This is a genomic window from Facivitalis istanbulensis, assembly GCF_040560405.1.
Lineage (GTDB): Bacteria > Pseudomonadota > Alphaproteobacteria > Sphingomonadales > Sphingomonadaceae > Sphingomonas > Sphingomonas istanbulensis.
Window position 1 is genome coordinate 18,739 of sequence record NZ_JAVSCQ010000028.1, and the last position, 19,951, is coordinate 38,689.

General features: G+C 68.6%; 16 protein-coding genes and 1 pseudogene. 6 read left to right on the forward strand and 11 right to left on the reverse strand.

Annotation, left to right across the window (positions count from 1 at the left end):
• Positions 1 to 75: 75 nt before the first annotated feature.
• The 4 genes from RN629_RS14400 to RN629_RS14415 are packed head-to-tail and all read right to left on the reverse strand — an operon-like array spanning position 76 to position 4,850.
• Complete coding sequence (locus RN629_RS14400; RefSeq protein WP_407035837.1) at positions 76 to 1,419, reverse strand: hypothetical protein; 1,344 nt, start codon at positions 1,417 to 1,419, stop codon at positions 76 to 78.
• Complete coding sequence (locus RN629_RS14405; protein ID WP_407035838.1) at positions 1,416 to 1,613, reverse strand: hypothetical protein; 198 nt, start codon at positions 1,611 to 1,613, stop codon at positions 1,416 to 1,418. Before RN629_RS14405 ends, RN629_RS14400 begins: the two co-directional genes overlap by 4 nt.
• Positions 1,613 to 4,099 carry a TonB-dependent receptor gene (locus RN629_RS14410; RefSeq protein ID WP_407035839.1) on the reverse strand — a complete coding sequence of 829 codons (2,487 nt, stop codon included), beginning with the start codon at positions 4,097 to 4,099 and terminating at the stop codon, positions 1,613 to 1,615. Before RN629_RS14410 ends, RN629_RS14405 begins: the two co-directional genes overlap by 1 nt.
• A 49-nt stretch (positions 4,100 to 4,148) precedes the next feature.
• Complete coding sequence (locus RN629_RS14415) at positions 4,149 to 4,850, reverse strand: phosphatase PAP2 family protein (RefSeq protein WP_407035840.1); 702 nt, start codon at positions 4,848 to 4,850, stop codon at positions 4,149 to 4,151.
• 231 nt (positions 4,851 to 5,081) lie between these two features.
• Here RN629_RS14415 and RN629_RS14420 point away from each other — a divergent pair, with 231 nt between their 5' ends.
• The gene (locus RN629_RS14420) at positions 5,082 to 5,732 is read left to right on the forward strand and encodes a TetR/AcrR family transcriptional regulator (protein WP_407035841.1); all 651 of its coding nucleotides are present in this window, start codon (positions 5,082 to 5,084) and stop codon (positions 5,730 to 5,732) included.
• A 67-nt stretch (positions 5,733 to 5,799) separates the two neighbouring features.
• Here RN629_RS14420 and RN629_RS14425 read toward each other — a convergent pair whose 3' ends face one another.
• Genes RN629_RS14425 through RN629_RS14455 form a run of 7 tightly spaced genes read right to left on the reverse strand, consistent with a single transcriptional unit; the run spans position 5,800 to position 13,577 of the window.
• A complete protein-coding gene (locus RN629_RS14425; protein WP_407035842.1) occupies positions 5,800 to 6,717 on the reverse strand; it encodes a cation diffusion facilitator family transporter in 918 nt (305 codons plus the stop codon).
• The gene (locus RN629_RS14430) at positions 6,717 to 6,866 is read right to left on the reverse strand and encodes a hypothetical protein (RefSeq protein ID WP_407035843.1); all 150 of its coding nucleotides are present in this window, start codon (positions 6,864 to 6,866) and stop codon (positions 6,717 to 6,719) included. The genes RN629_RS14425 and RN629_RS14430 overlap by 1 nt, the downstream gene beginning before the upstream one ends.
• Positions 6,863 to 10,093, reverse strand: coding sequence for an efflux RND transporter permease subunit (locus tag RN629_RS14435; RefSeq protein WP_407035844.1), 3,231 nt, complete (start codon positions 10,091 to 10,093; stop codon positions 6,863 to 6,865). Before RN629_RS14435 ends, RN629_RS14430 begins: the two co-directional genes overlap by 4 nt.
• Positions 10,094 to 10,096: 3 nt before the next feature.
• Positions 10,097 to 11,266 carry an efflux RND transporter periplasmic adaptor subunit gene (locus tag RN629_RS14440; protein ID WP_407035845.1) on the reverse strand — a complete coding sequence of 390 codons (1,170 nt, stop codon included), beginning with the start codon at positions 11,264 to 11,266 and terminating at the stop codon, positions 10,097 to 10,099.
• The gene (locus tag RN629_RS14445) at positions 11,266 to 12,537 is read right to left on the reverse strand and encodes a TolC family protein (protein WP_407035864.1); all 1,272 of its coding nucleotides are present in this window, start codon (positions 12,535 to 12,537) and stop codon (positions 11,266 to 11,268) included. The genes RN629_RS14440 and RN629_RS14445 overlap by 1 nt, the downstream gene beginning before the upstream one ends.
• Before the next feature lie 55 nt (positions 12,538 to 12,592).
• A complete protein-coding gene (locus tag RN629_RS14450) occupies positions 12,593 to 12,922 on the reverse strand; it encodes a hypothetical protein (protein ID WP_407035846.1) in 330 nt (109 codons plus the stop codon).
• Between the two features lie 10 nt (positions 12,923 to 12,932).
• Positions 12,933 to 13,577, reverse strand: coding sequence for a cation transporter (locus RN629_RS14455; protein WP_407035847.1), 645 nt, complete (start codon positions 13,575 to 13,577; stop codon positions 12,933 to 12,935).
• Between the two features lie 69 nt (positions 13,578 to 13,646).
• Between RN629_RS14455 and RN629_RS14460 the strand changes: the two genes are divergently transcribed.
• From RN629_RS14460 to RN629_RS14480, 5 genes and pseudogenes are all read left to right on the forward strand, one after another.
• Positions 13,647 to 13,997 carry a DUF3147 family protein gene (locus RN629_RS14460; protein WP_407035848.1) on the forward strand — a complete coding sequence of 117 codons (351 nt, stop codon included), beginning with the start codon at positions 13,647 to 13,649 and terminating at the stop codon, positions 13,995 to 13,997.
• A 5-nt stretch (positions 13,998 to 14,002) separates the two neighbouring features.
• Positions 14,003 to 14,419: a MerR family transcriptional regulator gene (locus tag RN629_RS14465; RefSeq protein WP_455189840.1), complete on the forward strand. Its 417-nt coding sequence runs from the start codon at positions 14,003 to 14,005 to the stop codon at positions 14,417 to 14,419.
• Positions 14,420 to 14,495: 76 nt separating this feature from the next.
• Complete coding sequence (locus tag RN629_RS14470) at positions 14,496 to 15,518, forward strand: serine hydrolase domain-containing protein (protein WP_407035850.1); 1,023 nt, start codon at positions 14,496 to 14,498, stop codon at positions 15,516 to 15,518.
• Between the two features lie 258 nt (positions 15,519 to 15,776).
• Positions 15,777 to 16,799: pseudogene (locus RN629_RS14475) on the forward strand (glycoside hydrolase family 43 protein); the annotation flags it as partial.
• Between the two features lie 283 nt (positions 16,800 to 17,082).
• Entirely contained in the window at positions 17,083 to 19,935 is a 2,853-nt protein-coding gene (locus RN629_RS14480) for a TonB-dependent receptor (protein WP_407035851.1), read from the forward strand.
• The last annotated feature ends 16 nt before the right edge of the window (positions 19,936 to 19,951 follow it).

Genomic DNA, 19,951 nt, shown 5'->3' on the forward strand with positions numbered 1-19,951 from the left:
GGGCATGAGGACCGCATCTCGGAGGGCATCGGCGGCGTGCCGATAACGGCCACGACCGCCACTGCCCTTCCTGCCTCAGTGGTGCACCCGCAGGAAGGCGATGACGCTCTCGCCATCGGTGACCAGCAGATAAACGCCGACCCCCAGCAGCACCGCGCCGACCGCACGCGTGACCTGCGCGCCGATGCCCGGACGGCGCAGCCGGCCCATCCGCTGAAGGCAGGACGGCGCGCCGAGCAGCAGCATGCCCACCCCGCCGACGATCCCGAACAGGAACAGCCCGAACCGCCAGAGCGGTGAGGTGGCTTTTACCGGCGGTGCGAAACCCGAACCGTCCTGCCCGGTGAAATGCACGACCATCGGCGCGTCCATACGGCCGGGCGCGGCGGGAACGGTCAGCGTATAGCCTTCGCCCTTCTGCCAGGGCCGTGCCGACACGACCAGGAACGCGAAGTCGGGCGTCGCGCCCGATTCCGGGATATAGGGCCGCAACCGGACCGGGATCGCCTGCCCCTTCGCATCGGTCAACGTCACGGGCGGCAGGCGGGTAAAGTCGACGATCCGGCGGGACAGGACGAGAATCCGGCCAAAGGCCGAGCGCGGGTCGAGCGATGCCAGATGGCCGCCCTCCGCCGGTATCGTCGCGACAAGGATCGGCGCGGCCCGCCCATGCAGCGCGGCCCAGTCGGCTTCCCACCCCCGCGCGACGGCAGCCGCCTCGACCTGGAGCCCGCCCGGTGCGGTCCGCACATTGGCCGCGCTCCAGGGGAAGGCCCGGCGCGCCCAGTCGCCGGTCAGCCATGACAGCAGCTTGTGCTTGCGCCGCCCGACCTCCAGCGCGCCCATATCCTCGGCGATCGTGCCGGGATAGGTCCGCGCGTCGAGCCGGGGATCGCCGAAATAACGCTGTTCGGCATAGATGGCGGCGATATCGGCGTCGGGCTGGACGATCCGATGGTCGCGCGCATAGGGGAAGAAGGACGGCACCAGCAGCCCCAGTTCCATGTCGTCGCGGGTGCACTCGCCGACCTCGCACGCCGCGGCCTTGAGCGTGGCGTCGAGCATCCGGTCCTCGGCGACATGCGCCCAGGCACCCATCGCCTGCGCGATCAGCGCGGGATGGGCGGCGCTGCCCTGGCGGCGGATATGCTCCCACACCGCACCGGGCCAACGGAGATGCAGCACATCGCCATGCGGCTTGAGGTGATGGCCCCAGTCGGGAAAGTCGGCGGCGGTCAGCACGACGTCGCGGTGGCGGCGCAGGAACGCCTTGAGCGCGGGGTCGCGGACCTCGCCGATCGCCAGCTCGGTGATCCGCATATGCGTCGTGCCGTCCCACGCCATGGCCGGGCCCGCGCCCACGCCTGCGAACAGCAGCAGCAACGCCACCAGCCCGCACATCAGGGATCGCCGGATCATAGCATTGCCCCCATCACCGCGACGAAGCCGAACGACAAGGCGAGGCAGGCCGCGCCCAGCGCGGAGACGCAGGTGCCCCACCGCCCGGGGCGCCCCCTGCCCCGCATGGCCAGCACCATCAGCGCCACCGCGATCGCCAGGAAGAGTGCCGCCGGTATGGCGGCACCCAGGATGAAATGGTCGACCGCCGCCATCAGAAGCGAAGCCCCGCCTCGATGCCGATGCTCCGCGGTTCGCCGTAGAGCGGCTGCGCCGGGGTGTTCGAGGTGATATAATCGACGTCGAACAGGTTGCGCGCGAACAGCTTGAGCGTCAGCCGGTCGATCGTCTGCGCCAGGCTGAGATTGACCAGCGTGCGCGGATCGTTGCGATAGGCAGGGTCGCTGCTGATCCCGCTATAGCTGCTGGCGCGGTAGTTGACGTTGACGCTGGCGACGAAACCGCTGTCATTCTGCCAGAAGGCGGTGCCGCTGGCCGACCAGAGCGGGGCGAAGGCGAAGCGCTTGCCGGCCAGCCCGGTCAGGTTGCGGACATCGATCGGAATGCCCAGCCCCGTCACGACCGGCGGCAGGGTGGCGTCGAACGACAGGAAGCGCGTATCGGCATACCCCACGCCCGCGTCGAAGCCCAGCCCTGCTCCCGGCCGCAGCCGGGCCGACGCCTCGAAGCCATAGATACGCGCATGACCCGCATTCACGCCGATCTGGTCGGCGAGGTTGTTGGACAGGTTGATGCTGGCCTGAAGATCGCGCCAGTCGGTGTAGAAGGCGTTGGCGTCCAGCGTCAGCAGTCCGTTCCACAGCGCGGCCCGGGTGAACAGCTCGTAATTCCAGGTATATTCGGGCTTCAGCGTGGTGACGAGCTGGCGCGAGGGGTTGAGCGACACGCCGCCCGCGCGATAGGCGCGCTGCGCGGTCGCGCCGACGGTCACCGCATCGGTCATCTTCCAGCGCAGGCTCAGCTTGGGCAGGACCGCGTCGAAGGATTGCGGCACGCGGATGCTGGAGATGGTGCCGCTGAACGGGCTCAGCGCCTTGTTCACCGTCGTCACCACCCCGGCCAGCGCCGCGGGCAGACCGGCCGTGCCCGGCAGGCCGATGACCCCGCCATTGGCCTGCGACGCCGATGTGTTCCACTCGCGGTCATAGCGCGCGCCGACATCCAGGGTCAGGCGCGGGGTCACGTCATATTCGGCCTCGGCATAGGCGGCGATATTGTCCACATCGATCGGCGCGGTCTGGATCGAATAGACGGGCACATCGGCCGGATAGAGCCGCGCCACCATGCCCGCCGTCGCCGCGGGCAGCCCCGCCTGGCGCAACAGGCCGCCGACCGTGGACGACACGTTGCGGAACATCAGTTGCGAATAGTCGAACTGGCGGCGGCTCTCATGCGTGTAATAGACCCCGCCCAGCAGGCGCAGCGGCCCACCCGCGTCATATTTCGCGCGAAACTCCTGCGCGACCATCCAGAAGCGCTGATATTGCTGCTGGATCGGATCGACCTTGGCGGTGCTCCCCGCAAGGCGCGGGAAATAGCCGGTGAAGCCCGCCGGCGCGACGACCGCGAAGCTGGTGGCCGATGGCGAATAGGTGAAATAGCCGCCATCGCCGTCGCGCTGCTTGAAATTGGTGCCCACCTGGCCGCTCGTCTCGGAGGTCAGGGTCAGCGCGGGGCTGACCGTCCAGTCGACGAACACGCCGCCCAGCCCGACCTTGTCATGATCGAAGCCGGGAATGTTCATATAGGTGACGCGACGATCGCCCGAGGCCACGCCCGGAATCCCCTGTTCGACGTTCAGCGCGGTCGACGGGCTGCGCGGGAGCAGGCCGTCCGCGCCCGGCACCCGCGTGTCGGACGGCGAGTCATAGCGCCGGACATCGGCGTAGCTGCCGGTCAGATGGACCTTCAGATTGGCGGCGGGCTCCCAGAGCAGCTTGCCGCGCAGTTGCAGATCGTCCTGGAACTGCGTCTTGTGCCCCAGCGTCGGATCATCGACGAAACCGCCCAGGTCATGCTTCTCGACCGTCAGGCGAAAGGCCAGCCTGTCGGTGATCGGGCCGCCGATCAGCGCCGCCAGGTCCGAATCCTGCCCCGAGGCATAACGCGCCCGGACCGCCGTTTCCCAATCGAAACCGGGGTCGTTGGTGGTGATGTAGATCGCCCCCGCCAGCGCATTGCGGCCCTGCAGCGTCGACTGCGCCCCGCGCAGCACCTCGACCGCGCGGACGTCGAACAAAAGGTCCGGGCCGAAGCGCGTCGCCTTGTCGCCCAGCCTGACGCGGTCGACATAGATGGTACCGAGCGCGCCATAGCCCGCGCCGGTGATGTTGTCGAAGGTGATGCCGCGAATGGCGAAGCGGCCATCGGCGCCCGCGCGATTGACGTTGGGAACAGTGTCCAGCAGGTCGCGGCTGGTGACCGCCGCCAGCCCGCTGATCTCCCTGGCCGAGACGATGGTGACGCTGGTCGCGGTATCCTTCAGCGTACGGCCGAATTTCTCTCCTGTAACAACGACATCGTCCTGCCTTGTGTCGTCCGGTCTCATCGTACCGGGCGCCGGGGCGGCCGCATCGCCCTCATGGTCGGCCTGCCCCGGCGGCGGCGTCTGCTGCGCGAGGGCGGCGGCCGAACAGGACAGGCTGGTGGCGGCAAGCAAAGTCATGGCGAACGTCTTCATCGGATCGGATCCTGCTTCGAATGGGAGTGTGGGAGGGTTGGTGAAAGGGTCAGGCCGCCGGACAGGCGGGCGGCGTGGAGGACGGCCTGCGCAGCGCCGACAACTGGACGCGCGCGGCCTGAAGATCGTTGCGGAAGCCGGGATCGCCGCGCTCGGCCGCGACCAGCGCCGCCCCTGCCAGCATCCCGGCGCGCACCGCGCCTTGCGTGTGCGCGCCGCAGATCGCACGGCTCTCGGCATAGTCGCGCCCCCGGGCCAGCAGCGCGTCGGCGCGGTCGGGCATGAGCTCGGCGAGGACCAGCGCCGTCGCATAGCCGCGCGTCGCATGGCCCGAGGGATAGTCATAGGTCGTGTCCAGATCGGACGTGACATGATCGCAGACCGGCGCGCCCGGATGCGCCTTGAAGGGGCGCGGGCGCGGCGCGAACCTCTTCTTGGCCAGCCCCATGACCAGCGCGTCCATGGCCATGCGCGCGGTCAGCCGGTCGAGCGCCGGCACCATGCCGGGGCGCAGGTCCATGCCGGTGGCGCAGGCAAAGCGCCCATAGCCGCTGGTCTGGATATCGGCGATCGCGACGGTCCAGCGCGGCGTCCCCGCCAGCGCGCGGGTATTCAGGAAGAACGCGTCATCCGCTGCGGCCTGCGGCGATGCCGGGGCGGGCGGCGGCGGCAGGATGGCGACGAGATCGGGGACATGGGTGCCCAGATAGCCGACATGGCCGCCAAAGGGCGTCGCCACAGTATCGAGCATGGCCAGCCCACCGCCCATTGCGGCACTCGCCCCCCAGAGCGTAGCAACAGACGCCGCCCCGAATGCGGCCCAGGCCAGTCGAACCGTCCACGAATGCATCGTGCCCTCCCCCTTCGCCGCCGCCCCTAGATCCGCCTCGTGAACATTTTATGTCAGTCACTGACAGATTTTCTGGAGGCGATCAGCGGTTGCGCCTTGAAGATGAAGGCGGCCGGTCGCAGGAGGGCGGGCATGAAGGATCGAGAGACCGGCACCATGGGTGTCCGCGCAAAGGCGAAGGCCACGGTGCGCCAGCGCATCGTCGACGCCGCGATGCGATTGTTCGGCGATGAAGGCTATGACGCGGTCTCCACGATCCGCATCGCGGAGGCGGCCGGCGTCACCCAGCGGACCGTGTTCCGCTATTTCCCGCGCAAGGACCTGATCGTCTATGCCGCGGCCGACGAGGTGAGCGCGTTCGAGTGCGCGCTGGAAAATGCGCTCGACCGGGGCGATCCGCCGCATCGGGCGGTGCTGGCCGCGCTGACCGAGACCGCCGTCTATTGCGAGCAGCATCGCGGGGCGATGCGTGCCTTCGCGGCCCTGCTGGGCGGTTCGGCGTCGCTGCGTTCGTCGGAGTTCGACCGGCAACTCCGCCTGGAATGGCTGTGCGCGCTGGCGCTGGCCGGGGCCGACGCGTTTCGCGCGCGCGCGCCAGACCCCGAGCTGCGCTATCGCATGATGGCGGGCAGCGTGATCGGCATGACCCGACCCGTCGTCTGTCACTGGCAGGCGGGCGCGACCTATTCGCTGGTCGAGGCGATCGCAGGAACCGCCGAAGCGATCGCGGCGCTGCTCGACCACTCCAATGCCTGTTATGAAAAGCTGCCCGTGTCGCGTTGAATAAACGGGCTATTGTCGCGCGATGCCGACCACGCCGACCATGCCCGCCTATCCGGTCATGGCGCGATCAGGGATGGGTCGTCTGTCCGTCGCCACAGGGCTCGCCGGCCGCTTCGGTCTGGACGGTGACATGCCCGATGCCGAAGCGCGCGGCCAGCATCGCGGTCACCCCCCGGCGCGCGGCATCGGCCTCCGCGCCCGCGTCCAGGGTGACATGGACCGTACAGCTGACATCGTCGTTCGCCATCGACCAGACGTGCAGGTCGTGCAGCCCGGCCACCCCCGGCACCGCCGCGATGGCGGCCCGGACGTCGTTGAGCCGCAGATTGGCGGGCACGCCCTCCAGCAGCACGTTCGTCGTGTCGCGCAACAGGATCCAGGTGCGCGGCAGCACCCAGAGGCCGATCGCCACCGCGACGACCGGATCGATCCAGGTCCAGCCGGTCAGGCGGATCAGCACCGCCCCCGCGATCACGCCGACCGAACCGATCATGTCGGCCCAGACCTCCAGATACGCGCCCTTGACGTTGAAGCTCGCCTCCTTGCCCGCGGTCAGAAGGCGCATCGAGACGATGTTCACCAGCAGGCCGATCGCGGCGACGATCATCATGCCCCAGGACTGGATCTCCTGCGGATCGCTGAAACGGCGGATCGCCTCGACAAAGACATAGATCGCGATGCCGAACAGCAGCACCGCGTTGAACGCGGCCGCCAGAATCTCGAACCGGCGATAGCCGAAGGTCCGCTTGTCGTCGGGGGCCTTGCCTCCCAGCTTGAGCGCCAGCAGCGCGATGACCAGCGCGGCGACGTCGGTCATCATGTGCGCGGCGTCGGACAGCAGCGCCAGACTGTTGAAGACGATGCCGCCGACGACTTCGGCGACCAGATAGATGGATGTCAGCGCCAGCGCCCAGCCGAGCATCCGGGCATTCGCCCCGGCGGTGTGGTCATGGGCGTGACCGGCGGCGGCATGATCATGGGCCATTAGCGACCTCCCTGCGGCGTGGCGTCCGAGAAGACGCGATGGCCCTCGAACCACCGCGCATTCTGCCGCATTCCGGCCGTCCGCGCCATGGCCGACGGGACGGGGTGGATGGTGATCGCGTCGGGGACGCGGGTGATGCGGATGATCATGGTTGAAGAACCTCGGTCTGGTGATCGGGAACGGACGTCCGGTCCGCCTCGTCGCGCGGATGCGGCTGGCCGAACCGGGCATAGAGGGTCGGCAGGACGAACAGGGTCAGCAGCGTCGCCGAAATCAGCCCGCCGATCACCACGGTGGCGAGCGGCTTTTGCACCTCGGCCCCGGCACCATGGCCCAGCGCCATCGGCACGAAGCCCAGGCTCGCGACCAGCGCGGTCATCGCGACCGGGCGCAGGCGCTGCATCGCGCCGGCACGGGCCGCTTCGGCGCGCGCCATGCCGGACCGCATCAGGTCCTGGATCGCGCTGACCATGACCAGGCCGTTCAGCACCGCGATACCCGACAGCGCGATGAAGCCGACCGCCGCCGAGATCGAGAAGTCCATCCCCCGCGCGAACAGCAGCAATACGCCGCCCACCAGCGCGAACGGCACGCCGGTGAAGACGATCGCCGCATCGCGGATCGTGCCGAGCGCCCCGTAGAGCAGCAGCAGGATGAGAAAGACGCAGGCCGGGACGACGAGCGTCAAGCGCGCGCCGGCGGATTGCAGATTCTCGAACTGGCCACCCCATTGCAGATAGCTGCCAGCGGGCAGGCGCACCTGCTGCGCGATCGCGGCCTGCGCCTCGGCCACGACCGAGCCGACATCGCGGCCCCGCACATTGGCCTGGACGACGACCCGGCGCTTGCCGTTGTCGCGGCTGATCTGGTTCGGTCCGTCGACGATGCGAAGGTCCGCGACGCTGGACAGCGGCACGAACGCGCCGCCCGCCACCGGCACCTGGATCTGGGCCAGCCGATCCAGATCGGCGCGCTGGGCATCGGACAGCCGGATCACCACGGGAAAGCGGCGATCCCCCTCGAAGATCGTCCCCGAGGTCCGGCCGCCGATCGTCGCGGTCACGGTGTCCTGCACGTCCTGCGCGGTGACGCCCAGCCGCGCCATCGCATCGCGGTTCACGCGAATGTCGAGCATCGGCAGCCCCGCCGTCTGCTCCACCTTCACATCGACCGCGCCCCTGGTCCCGCGCAGCACGCCCGCGATCTGCGCGGCGGTGCGGTTCATGGTGGCGAAATCGTCGCCAAACACCTTCACCGCGATATCGCCGCGCACCCCGGCGATCAGCTCGTTGAACCGCATCTGGATCGGCTGGGTGATCTCATAGGCATTGCCGGGAAAGCGCGCGAGCCGCGTCTCCAGCCGCTCGACCAGCGCCGCCTTGTCGAGACCGGGATCGGGCCATTGGTCGCGCGGCTTGAGGATCACGAACATGTCGGTCGCGTTGGGCGGCATCGGATCGGACGCCAGTTCGGCGGTGCCCGTCTTGGAGAAGACGAGCCGCACCTCGGGCTGTTTCGCGATCATCCGCTCGATCGGCGCCTGCATCGCCTGGCTCTGCTCGATCGAGGTCGCCGGGATGCGCAGCGCCTGGATCAGCAGGTCGCCCTCGTCGAGCTGCGGCAGGAAGACCTGGCCCAGGCTGGAGAAGGCGAGCGCCGCCACCGCGAGGCTGGCGACGCCCGCGCCGATCGTGATCGTCGGCCGCTGCATCGCGCGGTCCAGCCCGGGTGCGTAGCGCCGCTTCAGCCAGGAGACGATGCGGCCGTCCTTCTCCTCCACACTGCCGGACAGCCCGATCGCGATCATCGCGGGCACGAAGGTGACCGACAGGACGAAGGCGAAGCCCAGTGCCAGGATGACGGTCAGCGCCATCGGGACGAAGGTCTTGCCCTCGACCCCCGTCAGCGTGAGCAGCGGGAGATAGACGAGGACGATGATCGCCTGCCCATACACCGATGGCCGGATCATCTCGCGGGCCGCCGCCGCGACGGTCGCCAGGCGTTCGGGGAGCGAGAGCATCCGTCCCGCGCCATGCTGGCGCTCCGCCAGCCGCCGGAGCGCATTCTCGACGATGATGACCGCCCCGTCGACGATAAGGCCGAAGTCGAGCGCGCCAAGGCTCATCAGATTGGCCGAGACGCCCAGCCGCAGCATTCCGAAGCCGGTCATCATCATCGTGATCGGAATGACCAGCGCCGCGATCAGCGCCGCCCGGACATTGCCGAGCAGCAGGAACAACACCACCACGACCAGCAGCGCGCCCTCGCTCAGGTTGCGCGCCACGGTCGCGATCGTCGCGTTGACGAGCGCGGTGCGATCGAGCACCGGCTGCACGACGACATCGGGCGGCAGCGAGGCATTGATCGACCGCAGCCGATCGGCCACCGCGGTCGCCACCGCGCGGCTATTCTCGCCGATCCGCATGATCGCGGTGCCGACCACGACCTCGGTCCCATTCTCCGACGCCGATCCCATCCGCACCGCCTGCCCCGCCCGCACGGTCGCGACCTGGTCGAGCGTGATCGGCACGCCCCGGCGCGTCGCGACGACCGTGCGCGCCAGTTCGTTCGTGTTGCGGATCAGCGCGTCCGACCGCACGGCAAGCCCCTCGCCATTGCGGCTGACAAAGCCTCCGCCGACGCTGGTGTTGTTGCGCTCCAGCGCGGTGGCGAGATCGGTCAGCGTCAGGCCAAGCGCGGCGAGCCGCTGGACGTCGGGCACGACCAGATATTGCTTGGCATAGCCGCCGATCGAGTCGATCCCGGCGACGCCGGGCACGGTCCTGAGCAGCGGGGTGACGATCCAGTCCTGCGCGGTGCGCAGATAGGTCGCCTTGTCCTCCTCGCTGGTCAACCGCTCGCCTTCGGGCGTGATATAGCTGCCATCGGGCTGCTGGCCCGGCTCGCCCGGCCGATGCCGGTCGTCCGCGCGGTGCTGAAGACGCACGGTGTACATGTAGACCTCGCCCAGCCCGGTCGAGATCGGCCCCATTTCAGGCGTGATCCCCGCGGGCAGCGTCTCGCCGACGCCCTGCAACCGCTCGCCCACCTGCTGCCGGGCGAAATAGATGTCGGTCGCGTCGGAGAAGACGGCCGTGACCTGCGCAAAGCCGTTGCGGCTCAGCGAACGGGTATAGTCGAGGCCGGGAATCCCGGCCAGCGCGGTCTCGATCGGGAAGCTCACCTGCTTCTCGACCAGTTCGGGCGAGAGCGCGGGCGCGCGGACGTTGATCTGGACCTGGTTGTTGGTGATGTCGGGAACGGCGTCGATCGGCAGCCTGGACAGCGACCAGATGCCGATCACGGCGGCGATGGCGGTGAGGAGCAGGACGAGCCAGCGCTTCTCGACCGCCCATGTGACGATGCGGGCGATCATGGCTCAGTCCTCATGCTCCGCCTCACCCTTGCCGAGCTCGGCCTTCAGGGTGAAGCTGCCATTGGTGGCGACGCGCTCCGCCCCGGTCAGGCCGGCGCGGATGATGACGCTGTCTCCGGCGGCATCGCCGAGCGTCACGGCGGTGGCGCGAAAGCCGCGCGCCGTCCGCACGAACACGACGCTGCGGCCGTCGACCGTCTGCACCGCCGTGGTCGGCACGCGGACCGCGCCGCCCGCATCGCCGCTGCCGGCGAGCTGGACCGAGGCAGTGACGGGTTCGCCTACCCGCCATGCGCCCGCCCGGTTGTCCAGCGTCGCGATGACGGGCACGAGCCGTGTCTGCGGGTCGAGCGCGGGGGAGACGAAGCCGATCCGCGCGGTGGCGCGGCGGCCGGGCGCGGTCACCGTCACGCGATCGCCCGGCCGGATGCGGCCCGCCTCTTCGGGTCGCAGGCTGAACGACAGCGACACCCGGGCCAGATCGGCGATGCGATAGAGTTCCGCGTCCGCCGCGACCGTCTGGCCCAGCGTCACGGGCCGCGCGATCACCTGCCCCGACAGCGGCGCGACGATGCCCAGCCGGTTGAGCCCGCCGCCGCCACCGCCGGCGGCGGCGACCTGGCTCTGTGCCTGCGCCAGCGCGATGCGCGCTTCGGTGGCGGCGGTGCGCGCCGCGACCAGATCCTGTTCGGGCGAGACGCGCTGGGCGAACAGCCGCTGTTCGCGCGCAAGGTTCGCATTGGCCAGTTGGAGCCGGGCGCGGGCCGCCTGCACCTCGCCCTTGAGCTGCGCCGCCTCGCGGCTTTCGATGACGGCCAGGGTCTGGCCGCGCGCCACCGTCTGGCCGAGATTGCGGGTGAGCGCCACGACCCGGCCGGCAATGGCGGCGGAGACGACCTGCATCGCCTGCGGATCGCCCTCCACCGTCGCGGGGCGATCGATCGTTCCCGTGCCGCCGACGACCGGACGCCCGATCTGGATACCGGCGGCGGCGATCTGGTCCCCCGACAGCGTGACGGTGCCGTCGTCCGCATGGCCCGTCGGCGGGCTGCCAGTGTCAGGGCTGGAGGCATTCGGGCTGCTGTTATCAGGAATGGCGGCGTCAGGGCCGCGCCCGCAGGCGGCGAGCAGCAGCACGAGCGTCACCGCACCCGTCAATGCAATGGAGCGCATCAGAAATGATCCCCGGTATTGGGCACGGGGGCGGTCAACCGCTCCAGCCGTGCGCGTGCGTTCTGATAGGAGGCGAGCGCGTCGATCGCCGCCAGACGGGTCTCGGCGAGTGTCCGTTCGGCATCGAGCAGGTCGAGCTGGCCGAACTTCCCCTCGCGATAGCCGATGCGGGCGATCCGCGCGGCTTCGCGAGCAGCGGTCAGCGCCGGTCCCGAGGCCGCGCGCGCCATCGTAGCGGCATTGGCGACCTCGGCCCGGGCGTCCGTGACGGCCTGTTCGACGTCGAGCGCGGTCACGCGCCGGACCGCCTCGGCCTGGCGGCGCTGCGCGGTCGCCTCGGCGATGGCGGCGCGGCCATTGTTGAAGACCGGGATCGGGATCGAGACGCTGAGGACGGCGGCGGTGTCGTTCGTCGCCGACAGCCGCCGCAGCGCCGGGCCGATGTTCAGGTCGGGCACGCGGTTCGCGCGCGCCAGCCGGACCCCCGCCTCCGCGATGGCGAGATCGGCATCCGCCGCCGCCATCGCCAGCGTGCCCGCGACGCGGACCGGGGCGTCGGGCCCGATCATCGGCACCGGCAGGCGATCGAGCAGCCCGTCGTCGAGCGATCCGTCGACCGGCTGCCCGATCCTGCGCGCCAGGTTGGTCCGCGCCGCCTGCGCCAGACGGCCCGCGCGTTCGGCATTCGCCGCCGCATTGACCCGCGCGACATCGGCGCGCTGCTGTTCGAGCGGCGAGGCCCGGCCGGCCTGCACCCGGATCGACGCGGCATGCAGCGCGTCGCCCGCGATGCGCACCTGGTCGCGCGCGGTGGCCAGCCGCCGCTCGGCCGCGACCGCCTCGACATAGAGCTGGGTCACCTGGACGCGGATATCGGCCGCCGTGATCGCCGCCTGTAATTCGGCCCGCGACAGCTGCGCTCCCGCGACCGCGACGCGCGCGCCGCGCTTGCCGCCCGTTTCGATCGGAACCGCGACGCCAACGGTGGTCTCGGCGCTGCGCAGGCCGCGAAAGGCCCCGGAGCCGATGATATTCTCGACCTGCCCCTGGGCCACCGGATTGGGACGCAGCCCGGCGACATCGCGGGCCGCGCGGGCGGCGTCGATCGCCGCCCGGGCCACCTGGGTCGCCGGAGCGGCCCCGCCCGCCGCCGCGACCGCCTGATCGAGCGTGAGGACCGGCGCGGCCCTGTCGGCCTCGACACCCGTCCGCGCCTGCGCCACCCCGACGCAGGACGCCGCGGCCATCAAGGCCGCAACCATTGTCTTCATCATGATCGTTCCTGACTGAATTCGGCGAACCGGCCCCGGCCGGTGGCGATTTCGGTCAGGCGCGCGGCGGTCTCGGCAGGACGCTGTCCTTCACACCCGTCAACAGGCTCGGCTCCCCGGGATGGCGGGTGCGGGACTCGGGCGCATGGGCGTCCACGACATAGCGCGTGACGGGCGCTCCCAGATCATGCGCATGGCAACTATTATGATGGTGGGGCAAAGCGTTGTCGCCATCGCCCGGCACCTCGTCGCCGTCGCCCGGCGCGTGCAGGATGACCTCGACGCCCGCGATCCGGCCGCCGCTCATCTCGGCGGCATGGGCCATGCTCGCCCAGCCGGTCAGCACCAGCATCAGACAGGCCAGAAAGGGCATCACCGCACGCATCCCGTCTTTCCTAGCAGCCGACACCCGCGCTGTAACCCTGCCGCGTGCGGCTCAACTCGCCGCGCGCCTGCACGATGATCTGCACGCCGCCCGAGATACCGAGCAACGCCATCACCGCCGCGACGATCAGGTCGGGCCACGCCGTGCCCGTTCCGAACACACCCGCCGCCGCGAGCACCACCGCGACATTCCCGATCGCGTCGTTGCGCGAGCAGATCCAGACCGAGCGCCTGTTCGCGTCGCCCGAGCGCCAGCGATACAGCATCAGCGCAACGCCGGCATTGGCGGCCAGCGCGGCGATCCCGACCGCGCCCATGACCTCGGCGTGCGGCGTGCCGCCGTGCCAGACCGCCCAGAGCGTCGCGACGAGGACGTAGCCGCCGAACAGGATCAATGTCGCGCCCTTGAGCAGCGCCGCGCGCGCCCGCCACGCCAATGCCATTCCGGTGACGCCCAGGCTGATCGCGTAATTGGCGCTGTCGCCCAGGAAATCGAGCGCATCGGCCTGCAACGCCCGGGAATGGCCGGCGACGCCCGCGACGATCTCGGCCGCGAACAGGGCCGCGTTGACCGCCAGCGCGATCCACAGCGCGCGCCGCCAGTGCGGGTCGTCGCCCGTCTCCGCCCCGGAGGTACAGCAGGTGCCACATGCCATGATCGTCGCCCTTCGCGTTCGTGGTGCGACGCCCTATATGGACCCTGTACCAGCTACAGGGTCAAGGGCATGATGTGGTTCGTCGTCAAGGCGCTGCTGTCGGGGGTCATCGTCGCGGCCGTGTCCGAGATCGCCCGGCGCAGCCCGGGGGTCGGCGCGCTCGTCGCCTCGCTGCCGCTGATCTCGATCCTCGGCATGATGTGGCTCTGGCATGACACGCATGATCCGCAGCGGCTGGCCGCCCATGCCGGTGCCACCTTCTGGTATGTCCTGCCGTCGCTGCCGATGTTCCTGCTCATCCCCCTGTTGCTGCGGGGCGGCGTCCCCTTCTGGGGGGCGCTCGTCGCGGGCTGCGCGCTGACCATGCTGCTCTACACGGTGATGACGCTGGTCGCCGCCCGGCTGGGCATCATGCTGTGAAACCTCTGACGATCGGCAGGCTCGCCGCGGCGACTGGCACCAGCGTCGAGACGGTCCGCTATTATGAACGCGCGGGGCTCCTGCCCCAACCGGCACGAACGGAGGGGAATTACCGCGCCTACCACCCCGAGGATCTCGACCGGCTGCGCTTCATCCGGCGCACCCGCGACCTGGGCTTCTCGCTCGACGAGGTGCGCGCGCTGCTCGACATGGCCGGCAACCGCGACCAGGATTGCGGCACCGTCGACACGCTGGCGCAGCGGCACCTGGCGGGGATCGATGGCAAGATCGCCGACCTGATGGCGTTGCGGCACGAACTGGCCCGGCTGATCGCCAGCTGCGGCGGCGGCAAGGTGTCTGAATGCCGCATTCTGGAGGCCTTCTCGCCCGGCGACGGCCGGGCGGGGCCGCCCGATCGCTGAGCCCCCTGTTCGACCCGGGACTCCTCAAACGCCGATATCTGTCGGAAAACGGCATCCTCGCACTGGGAGACGGTCCGTGAACCACGTCAACGCCATCATCGTCATATTCGGAGGGATTCTCCTGGGCGCCGCCGCCCCCGCATCCTCGCGCGACACCGCGCTCGACACGATCCTGGCGACATTCGATTGGGATGCGCATCCCGATCTGCGCGGAGTCGTCGTTCTTCGCGATGGCCAGATGGTCGCGGAGCGCTATTATAACGGCGAAACGGCGGGCACCCTCCACGACATTCGTTCGGCCGGGAAGAGCATCACCGCGCTGCTCGTGGGGATTGCGATCGACCAGGGCAGGATCCATGGCGTGGACGACAAGGTCGCCACCTATTGGCCCGAAACCGGGGGCAGCGCGATCGGCGATGTCGCCATCGACGATCTCCTGACGATGCGATCCGGGCTAGCCGCGTTCGACGAAGACCCCGCATCGCCCGGCAATGAGGACAGGCTCGACGCCGCGCCCGATCCCCTGGTCTTCCTGCGGTCGGTGCCACGGGCCGATCCACCGGGCACGCGCTATCGCTACAACTCGCTCACCGCCTACACCGCCGGCGTCGTCGTCGCGAAGGCGACCGGGCGATCGCTGGCCGATTTCGCGCGGCGATCGCTCTTCCAGCCGCTGGGCATCCACCGCTGGCGCTGGGCGTCGGACGCCGCCGGCCATATCAAGGGCCAGGGCAACCTGTCGCTCACGACCCGCGATCTGGCGACGATCGGCGAGATGGTGCGCGGCGACGGTCTGTACCACGGCCGCCGGATCGTCAGCGCGCACTGGATACGCGCCGCGCTCACACCGAAGGTCGTGATCGCCGACGACGATCCCTATGCCGATGGCTATGGCTATTTCTGGTATTCGAAAGTCCAGACGATAGCCGGGACCGCGATCCCGGTGTCGTTCGCGTCGGGCAATGGCGGCAACAAGATCTATGTGATTCCAAGCCGCCACATGGTCGTCGCGATCACCTCCAGCGCCTATGGTCATGGCTATGGCCAACGGCGCTCCGAGGCGATCCTGAAGGCCGTCCTTACGGCGGACCGCCCATGACGATTGCGGCGGGTGGGTCGGGCCTGCTGGCGCTGAGCGGGTTCATATCGTGCGGTGCCGCCGCGATCGGCCATGACGTGCCGTTGCAGGGCGGCGGGGCCATGTGGCCCCGCGACAGGACCGTTGTGGCCGGTGCATCGGCCCTTTTATAATGTCGGAGTTATGGTCTAAGGGCATCGCCCAGGCCCCTGATGGACGGACAAGGGGGCCGGCGCAATGCACAGCCGCACAAGGCTGTCGATGGCAGAGGATGCAGACATGTTCACCCGACGTTCCTTCCTGACCAGCACGGCGGCGACCCTGGCGACGCCGGCGATCGCCAGGGTCGCCGCCGCCCCGACGATCGTCAATCCGGTCGTGCGCCAGCGCGCCGACGCGCAGGTGTTTCGCCATGACGACGGCTGGTATTACATGACCGGCTCGGTGCCCGAATATGATCGCCTCGTGCTGCGCCGGTCGAGGACGCTGGAGGGCCTGTCCACCGCCACCGAACGGGTGGTGTGGCGGCATCTGGCCAGCGGGCCGATGTCGGGCTTCATCTGGGCGCCCGAGATGCACTTGGTCGACCATCGCTGGATGATGTATTTCGCGGCGGGCCCCAGCGGCGGGGGCGAGGATGTGTTCCGCATCCGCACCTTCGCGGTCGTGTGCGACGGGCCGGATCCGATGAAGGGCCAATGGTCGGTGCTTGGCCAGTTGCAGACCGAATGGGACAGCTTCAACCTCGATTCGACGAGCTTCGTCCATCGCGGCCAGCGCTATCTGGCCTGGGCGCAGCGCGAGCCGGGGATCGAGACCAACTCGAACCTGTACCTCGCCCCGCTGAAGACCGCGCTGACCCTGGCCGCCCGGCCGGTGCGGCTGTCGGTGCCGACGCTCGACTGGGAGATTCAGGGCTTCAAGGTGAACGAGGCCCCCGCCGTGCTCGCCCGCAACGGCAAGCTGTTCATGACCTATTCGGCGAGCGCCACCGATTCGCGCTATTGCATGGGCATGCTGACCTGCGACGCCGATGCCGACCTGATGACCGCCGCCAACTGGTCCAAGGCCCCCGAGCCGGTGTTCAAGACCTCGGTCGAGCACAGGATATTCGGCCCCGGGCACAACAGCTTCACCGTCGATGAGCGGGGCCGCGACATCCTGGTCTATCACGCGCGCGACTATGCCGAGATAAAGGGCGATCCGCTGTTCGATCCGAACCGCCATACGCGGATGCAATATTTCGGCTATCGCGCGGACGGCACGCCCGATTTCGGCCAGCCGGTCGCGAACGGGCCGCTGCGCCGCGGCTGACCGCGCCCGACTATTACTCCTATAAATTAGCGCTAACATGGCCGTGTGACGATGGTGCGCACGGCCATGACGCCGATGAGATACCCGAACACATTCCGGGACAATACCCTGTCAAACGATGGTATTCCGGTGCGGTCACAGGCATTGCGATACCGTAATGGCTTGCGGCGATCCGCAAAACTGCTAAACGTCTTCTCTCGCACATGTCCGAGTAATCAGCGTCAACAGAGCGCATCGGTCATGATAAACTTGCTTTGGGAGGGGATCTCAAATGACGTCCAGGTTGCTGTTCCTCGCGTCCGTCTCGGTCGTATCGCTGCTCGCCGTGCCGGCCTTTGCTCAGAGCGATGCGTCCCCCGCCATGCCGGGCCAGACCGACGCGCAAGCCACGCCGCCGCAACCGGACGACAGCGAGATCGTCGTCACCGGCGTCCGCGCCTCGATCGTCGGGGCGCTCAACCGCCGGCGCAACTCGACCCAGATCGTCGACTCGGTGGTGGCCGAGGATGTCGGCAAACTGCCCGACAACAATGTCGTCGAGGCGTTGCAGCGCGTGACCGGCGTTCAGGTCACCGATCGCGGCCAGGGCGAAGCGGGCGGCATCCAGATTCGCGGCCTGCCCGATGCGCTGACCACGCTGAACGGTCGCACCATCTTCACCGCCGCCAACCAGTCCTTCTCGTTGCAGGACATCTCGGCGAACCTCATCAAGCGGGTGGACGTGTACAAGACGCGCGCCGCCGACCAGATCGAGACCGGGCTGGCCGGGCAGGTGGACGTCGTCACCCGCCGTCCGTTCGATTTCGACGGTTTCGCCGTCTCCGCGCTGGCGCGGGGCATTTACGACCAGGAGGCGGACAGCTTCAATCCCAACGCCGCGCTGCTGGTCAGCGATCGCTGGGAAACCGGGATCGGCGATATCGGCCTGCTGGTGAACGGCAGCTACAGCCGGTCCAAATTCCGTACCATGGCGACCACGGCGGGCGCGTTCGTCCCCTTCGCCACGCTTGCCCCGCCCGCAGGCACCGGGCTGGCGGGCTTCCAGCGCATCTTCCCCGCGCCGATCGATCCGCGCACGCGCGCGTTCGTCAACACGCCCGGGCTGGGCAACTGGGAAGTCGGGACCGAGACGGGCCTGCCCACCGCCCCCGGCTCGACCATCTCCGTCAACGGCATCGACACACCCTATTGGCTGTCGCGCGACGCGGTGTTCAGTTCCGACCTGTACGGCAAGCGCGAACGTCCCTCGGTCAATGCGGCGCTGCAATGGGCGCCCAACAGCAGCTCGACCTATACCGCCGAGGTCTTCTATTCGGGTTTCCGCGGCGACACGTTCAACAGCCTGCAATTCAGCTTTGTCGACTTCTGGGCCAATCCGCAGGCGCCGACCCTGTATGACGGCACCAACATCGTGAAATCGCGCATCGCCAACAGCGTCTATGGCTTCAACAGCGCCGACTATACGCGCAACCAGACCGACAGCTTCGTCTATGCGCTGAACGGCAAATGGGACCTGGGCACGCGCGGCGGCATCGTCGCCGACGTCGCCTATCAGACCAGCCAGTACAAGACCGCGTTCTTCGCGATGCGCACCGACCGCGTCGCCAACCAGATCAGCACGACCTTCAACGCGGGCGGCGGCATTCCGTCCTATCATTTCGACAATGACGCGCTGCTGGCCGATCCGAAGGTGTGGAACGTCGCGCAGCTGTACGACAACGCCAATCGCGACAAGGGCAGCGCGATCACCGGGACGCTCGACGCCTATTACACCTGGGACTCGGGCTTTCTCCGGCAGATCAAGGGCGGCTTCCGCTTCGACGAACGCCGCGCGTCGAGCGACGTGCGCACCGCCGACGCCGCCGGGCTGGGGCGGCCGCTGTCCAGCCTGCCGGCGGGCGCGACCTTCACCAATTCGGACTTTTTCGAGGGGCGCGGCGACGTGCCGAGCAGCTGGGTGTCGGCCAATGGCTATTACAACTACGCCCATGCCGACGACATCCGCCAGCTTTATGGCCTGAAGACGTCCAACCAGCTGAGCATGACCCGCGTGTTCGAGGTGGATGAGATCACGCTGGCCGCCTATCTCCAGGCCGATGGACAGATCGACATCTTCGGTCGTCCGCTCAAGCTGCAAGCCGGCCTCCGCTATGTCACGGTCGATACCGATGCGACCTTCCGCGACCGGTTCAACAACGGCGCGATCTCGCGCGCATCGCCGGGGTCGGAGCGGCTGCTGCCCAGCTTCACCGCCCGGTACGAGATCACCTCGAACTTCCGCGCCCGGTTCAACTATGGCGAAACGCTGCGTCGTCCCAATTTCGGCGACATCAACCCCAATTATTCGCTGACCGGCGACCTGACCAATGTCGGCTATGGCAGCGGCTCGGCCGGCACCGCGACGCTGAAGCCGACCACGTCGAAGAATTACGACCTCGCGCTCGAATGGTATTTCGGCCGCAACAGCGCGATCACCGTCACCGGGTTCCGGCGGGATATCCAGGGGCTGGTCACCTCGGTGCGCAGCCTGGAGACCATTCCCAACAATGGCATCGTCGCGGGCAAGACCGATACGTTTCTCATCAGCCGCCCGGCCAATGCCTCCAACGGCGTGCTGAAGGGGCTGGAGGTCGGCCTCACCTATTTCCCGACCTATCTGCCCTCGATCCTCGACGGCCTGGGCTTCCAGGGCAGCCTGACGGTGCTCGACTCGAACCAGAATGTCCCCGTCTTCAACAATGCGGGCCAGCAGACCGGCGAGCAGCGTTCGGGCTTCTTCGGCGTATCGGACTTCTCCTACAATGCCACGCTGGCCTATGATAAGGGGCCGATCGGCGCGCGCCTGTCCTATGTCTATCGCAACCCGTGGCAGGCGCGGTACGAAGCGGCGTTGTTCGCCAACCCGCTGGGCGTCTGGCGCCGGGCCGAGGCGAGCCTCGATTTCCAGCTGACCGCACGCCTGACCGACCGGCTTGGCCTGACCTTCGACGCGGTCAACCTGACGCGGATGAAGCAGCAGGAATATTATCGCTTCGGCAATGTCGGCGACAAGGATCGCTACAATCTGGGCACCGTGCTGATCCCGCGCACCTTCGCGATCGGTGCCCGCTACAGCTTCAATTGATGTCCTGCCGGGCGGG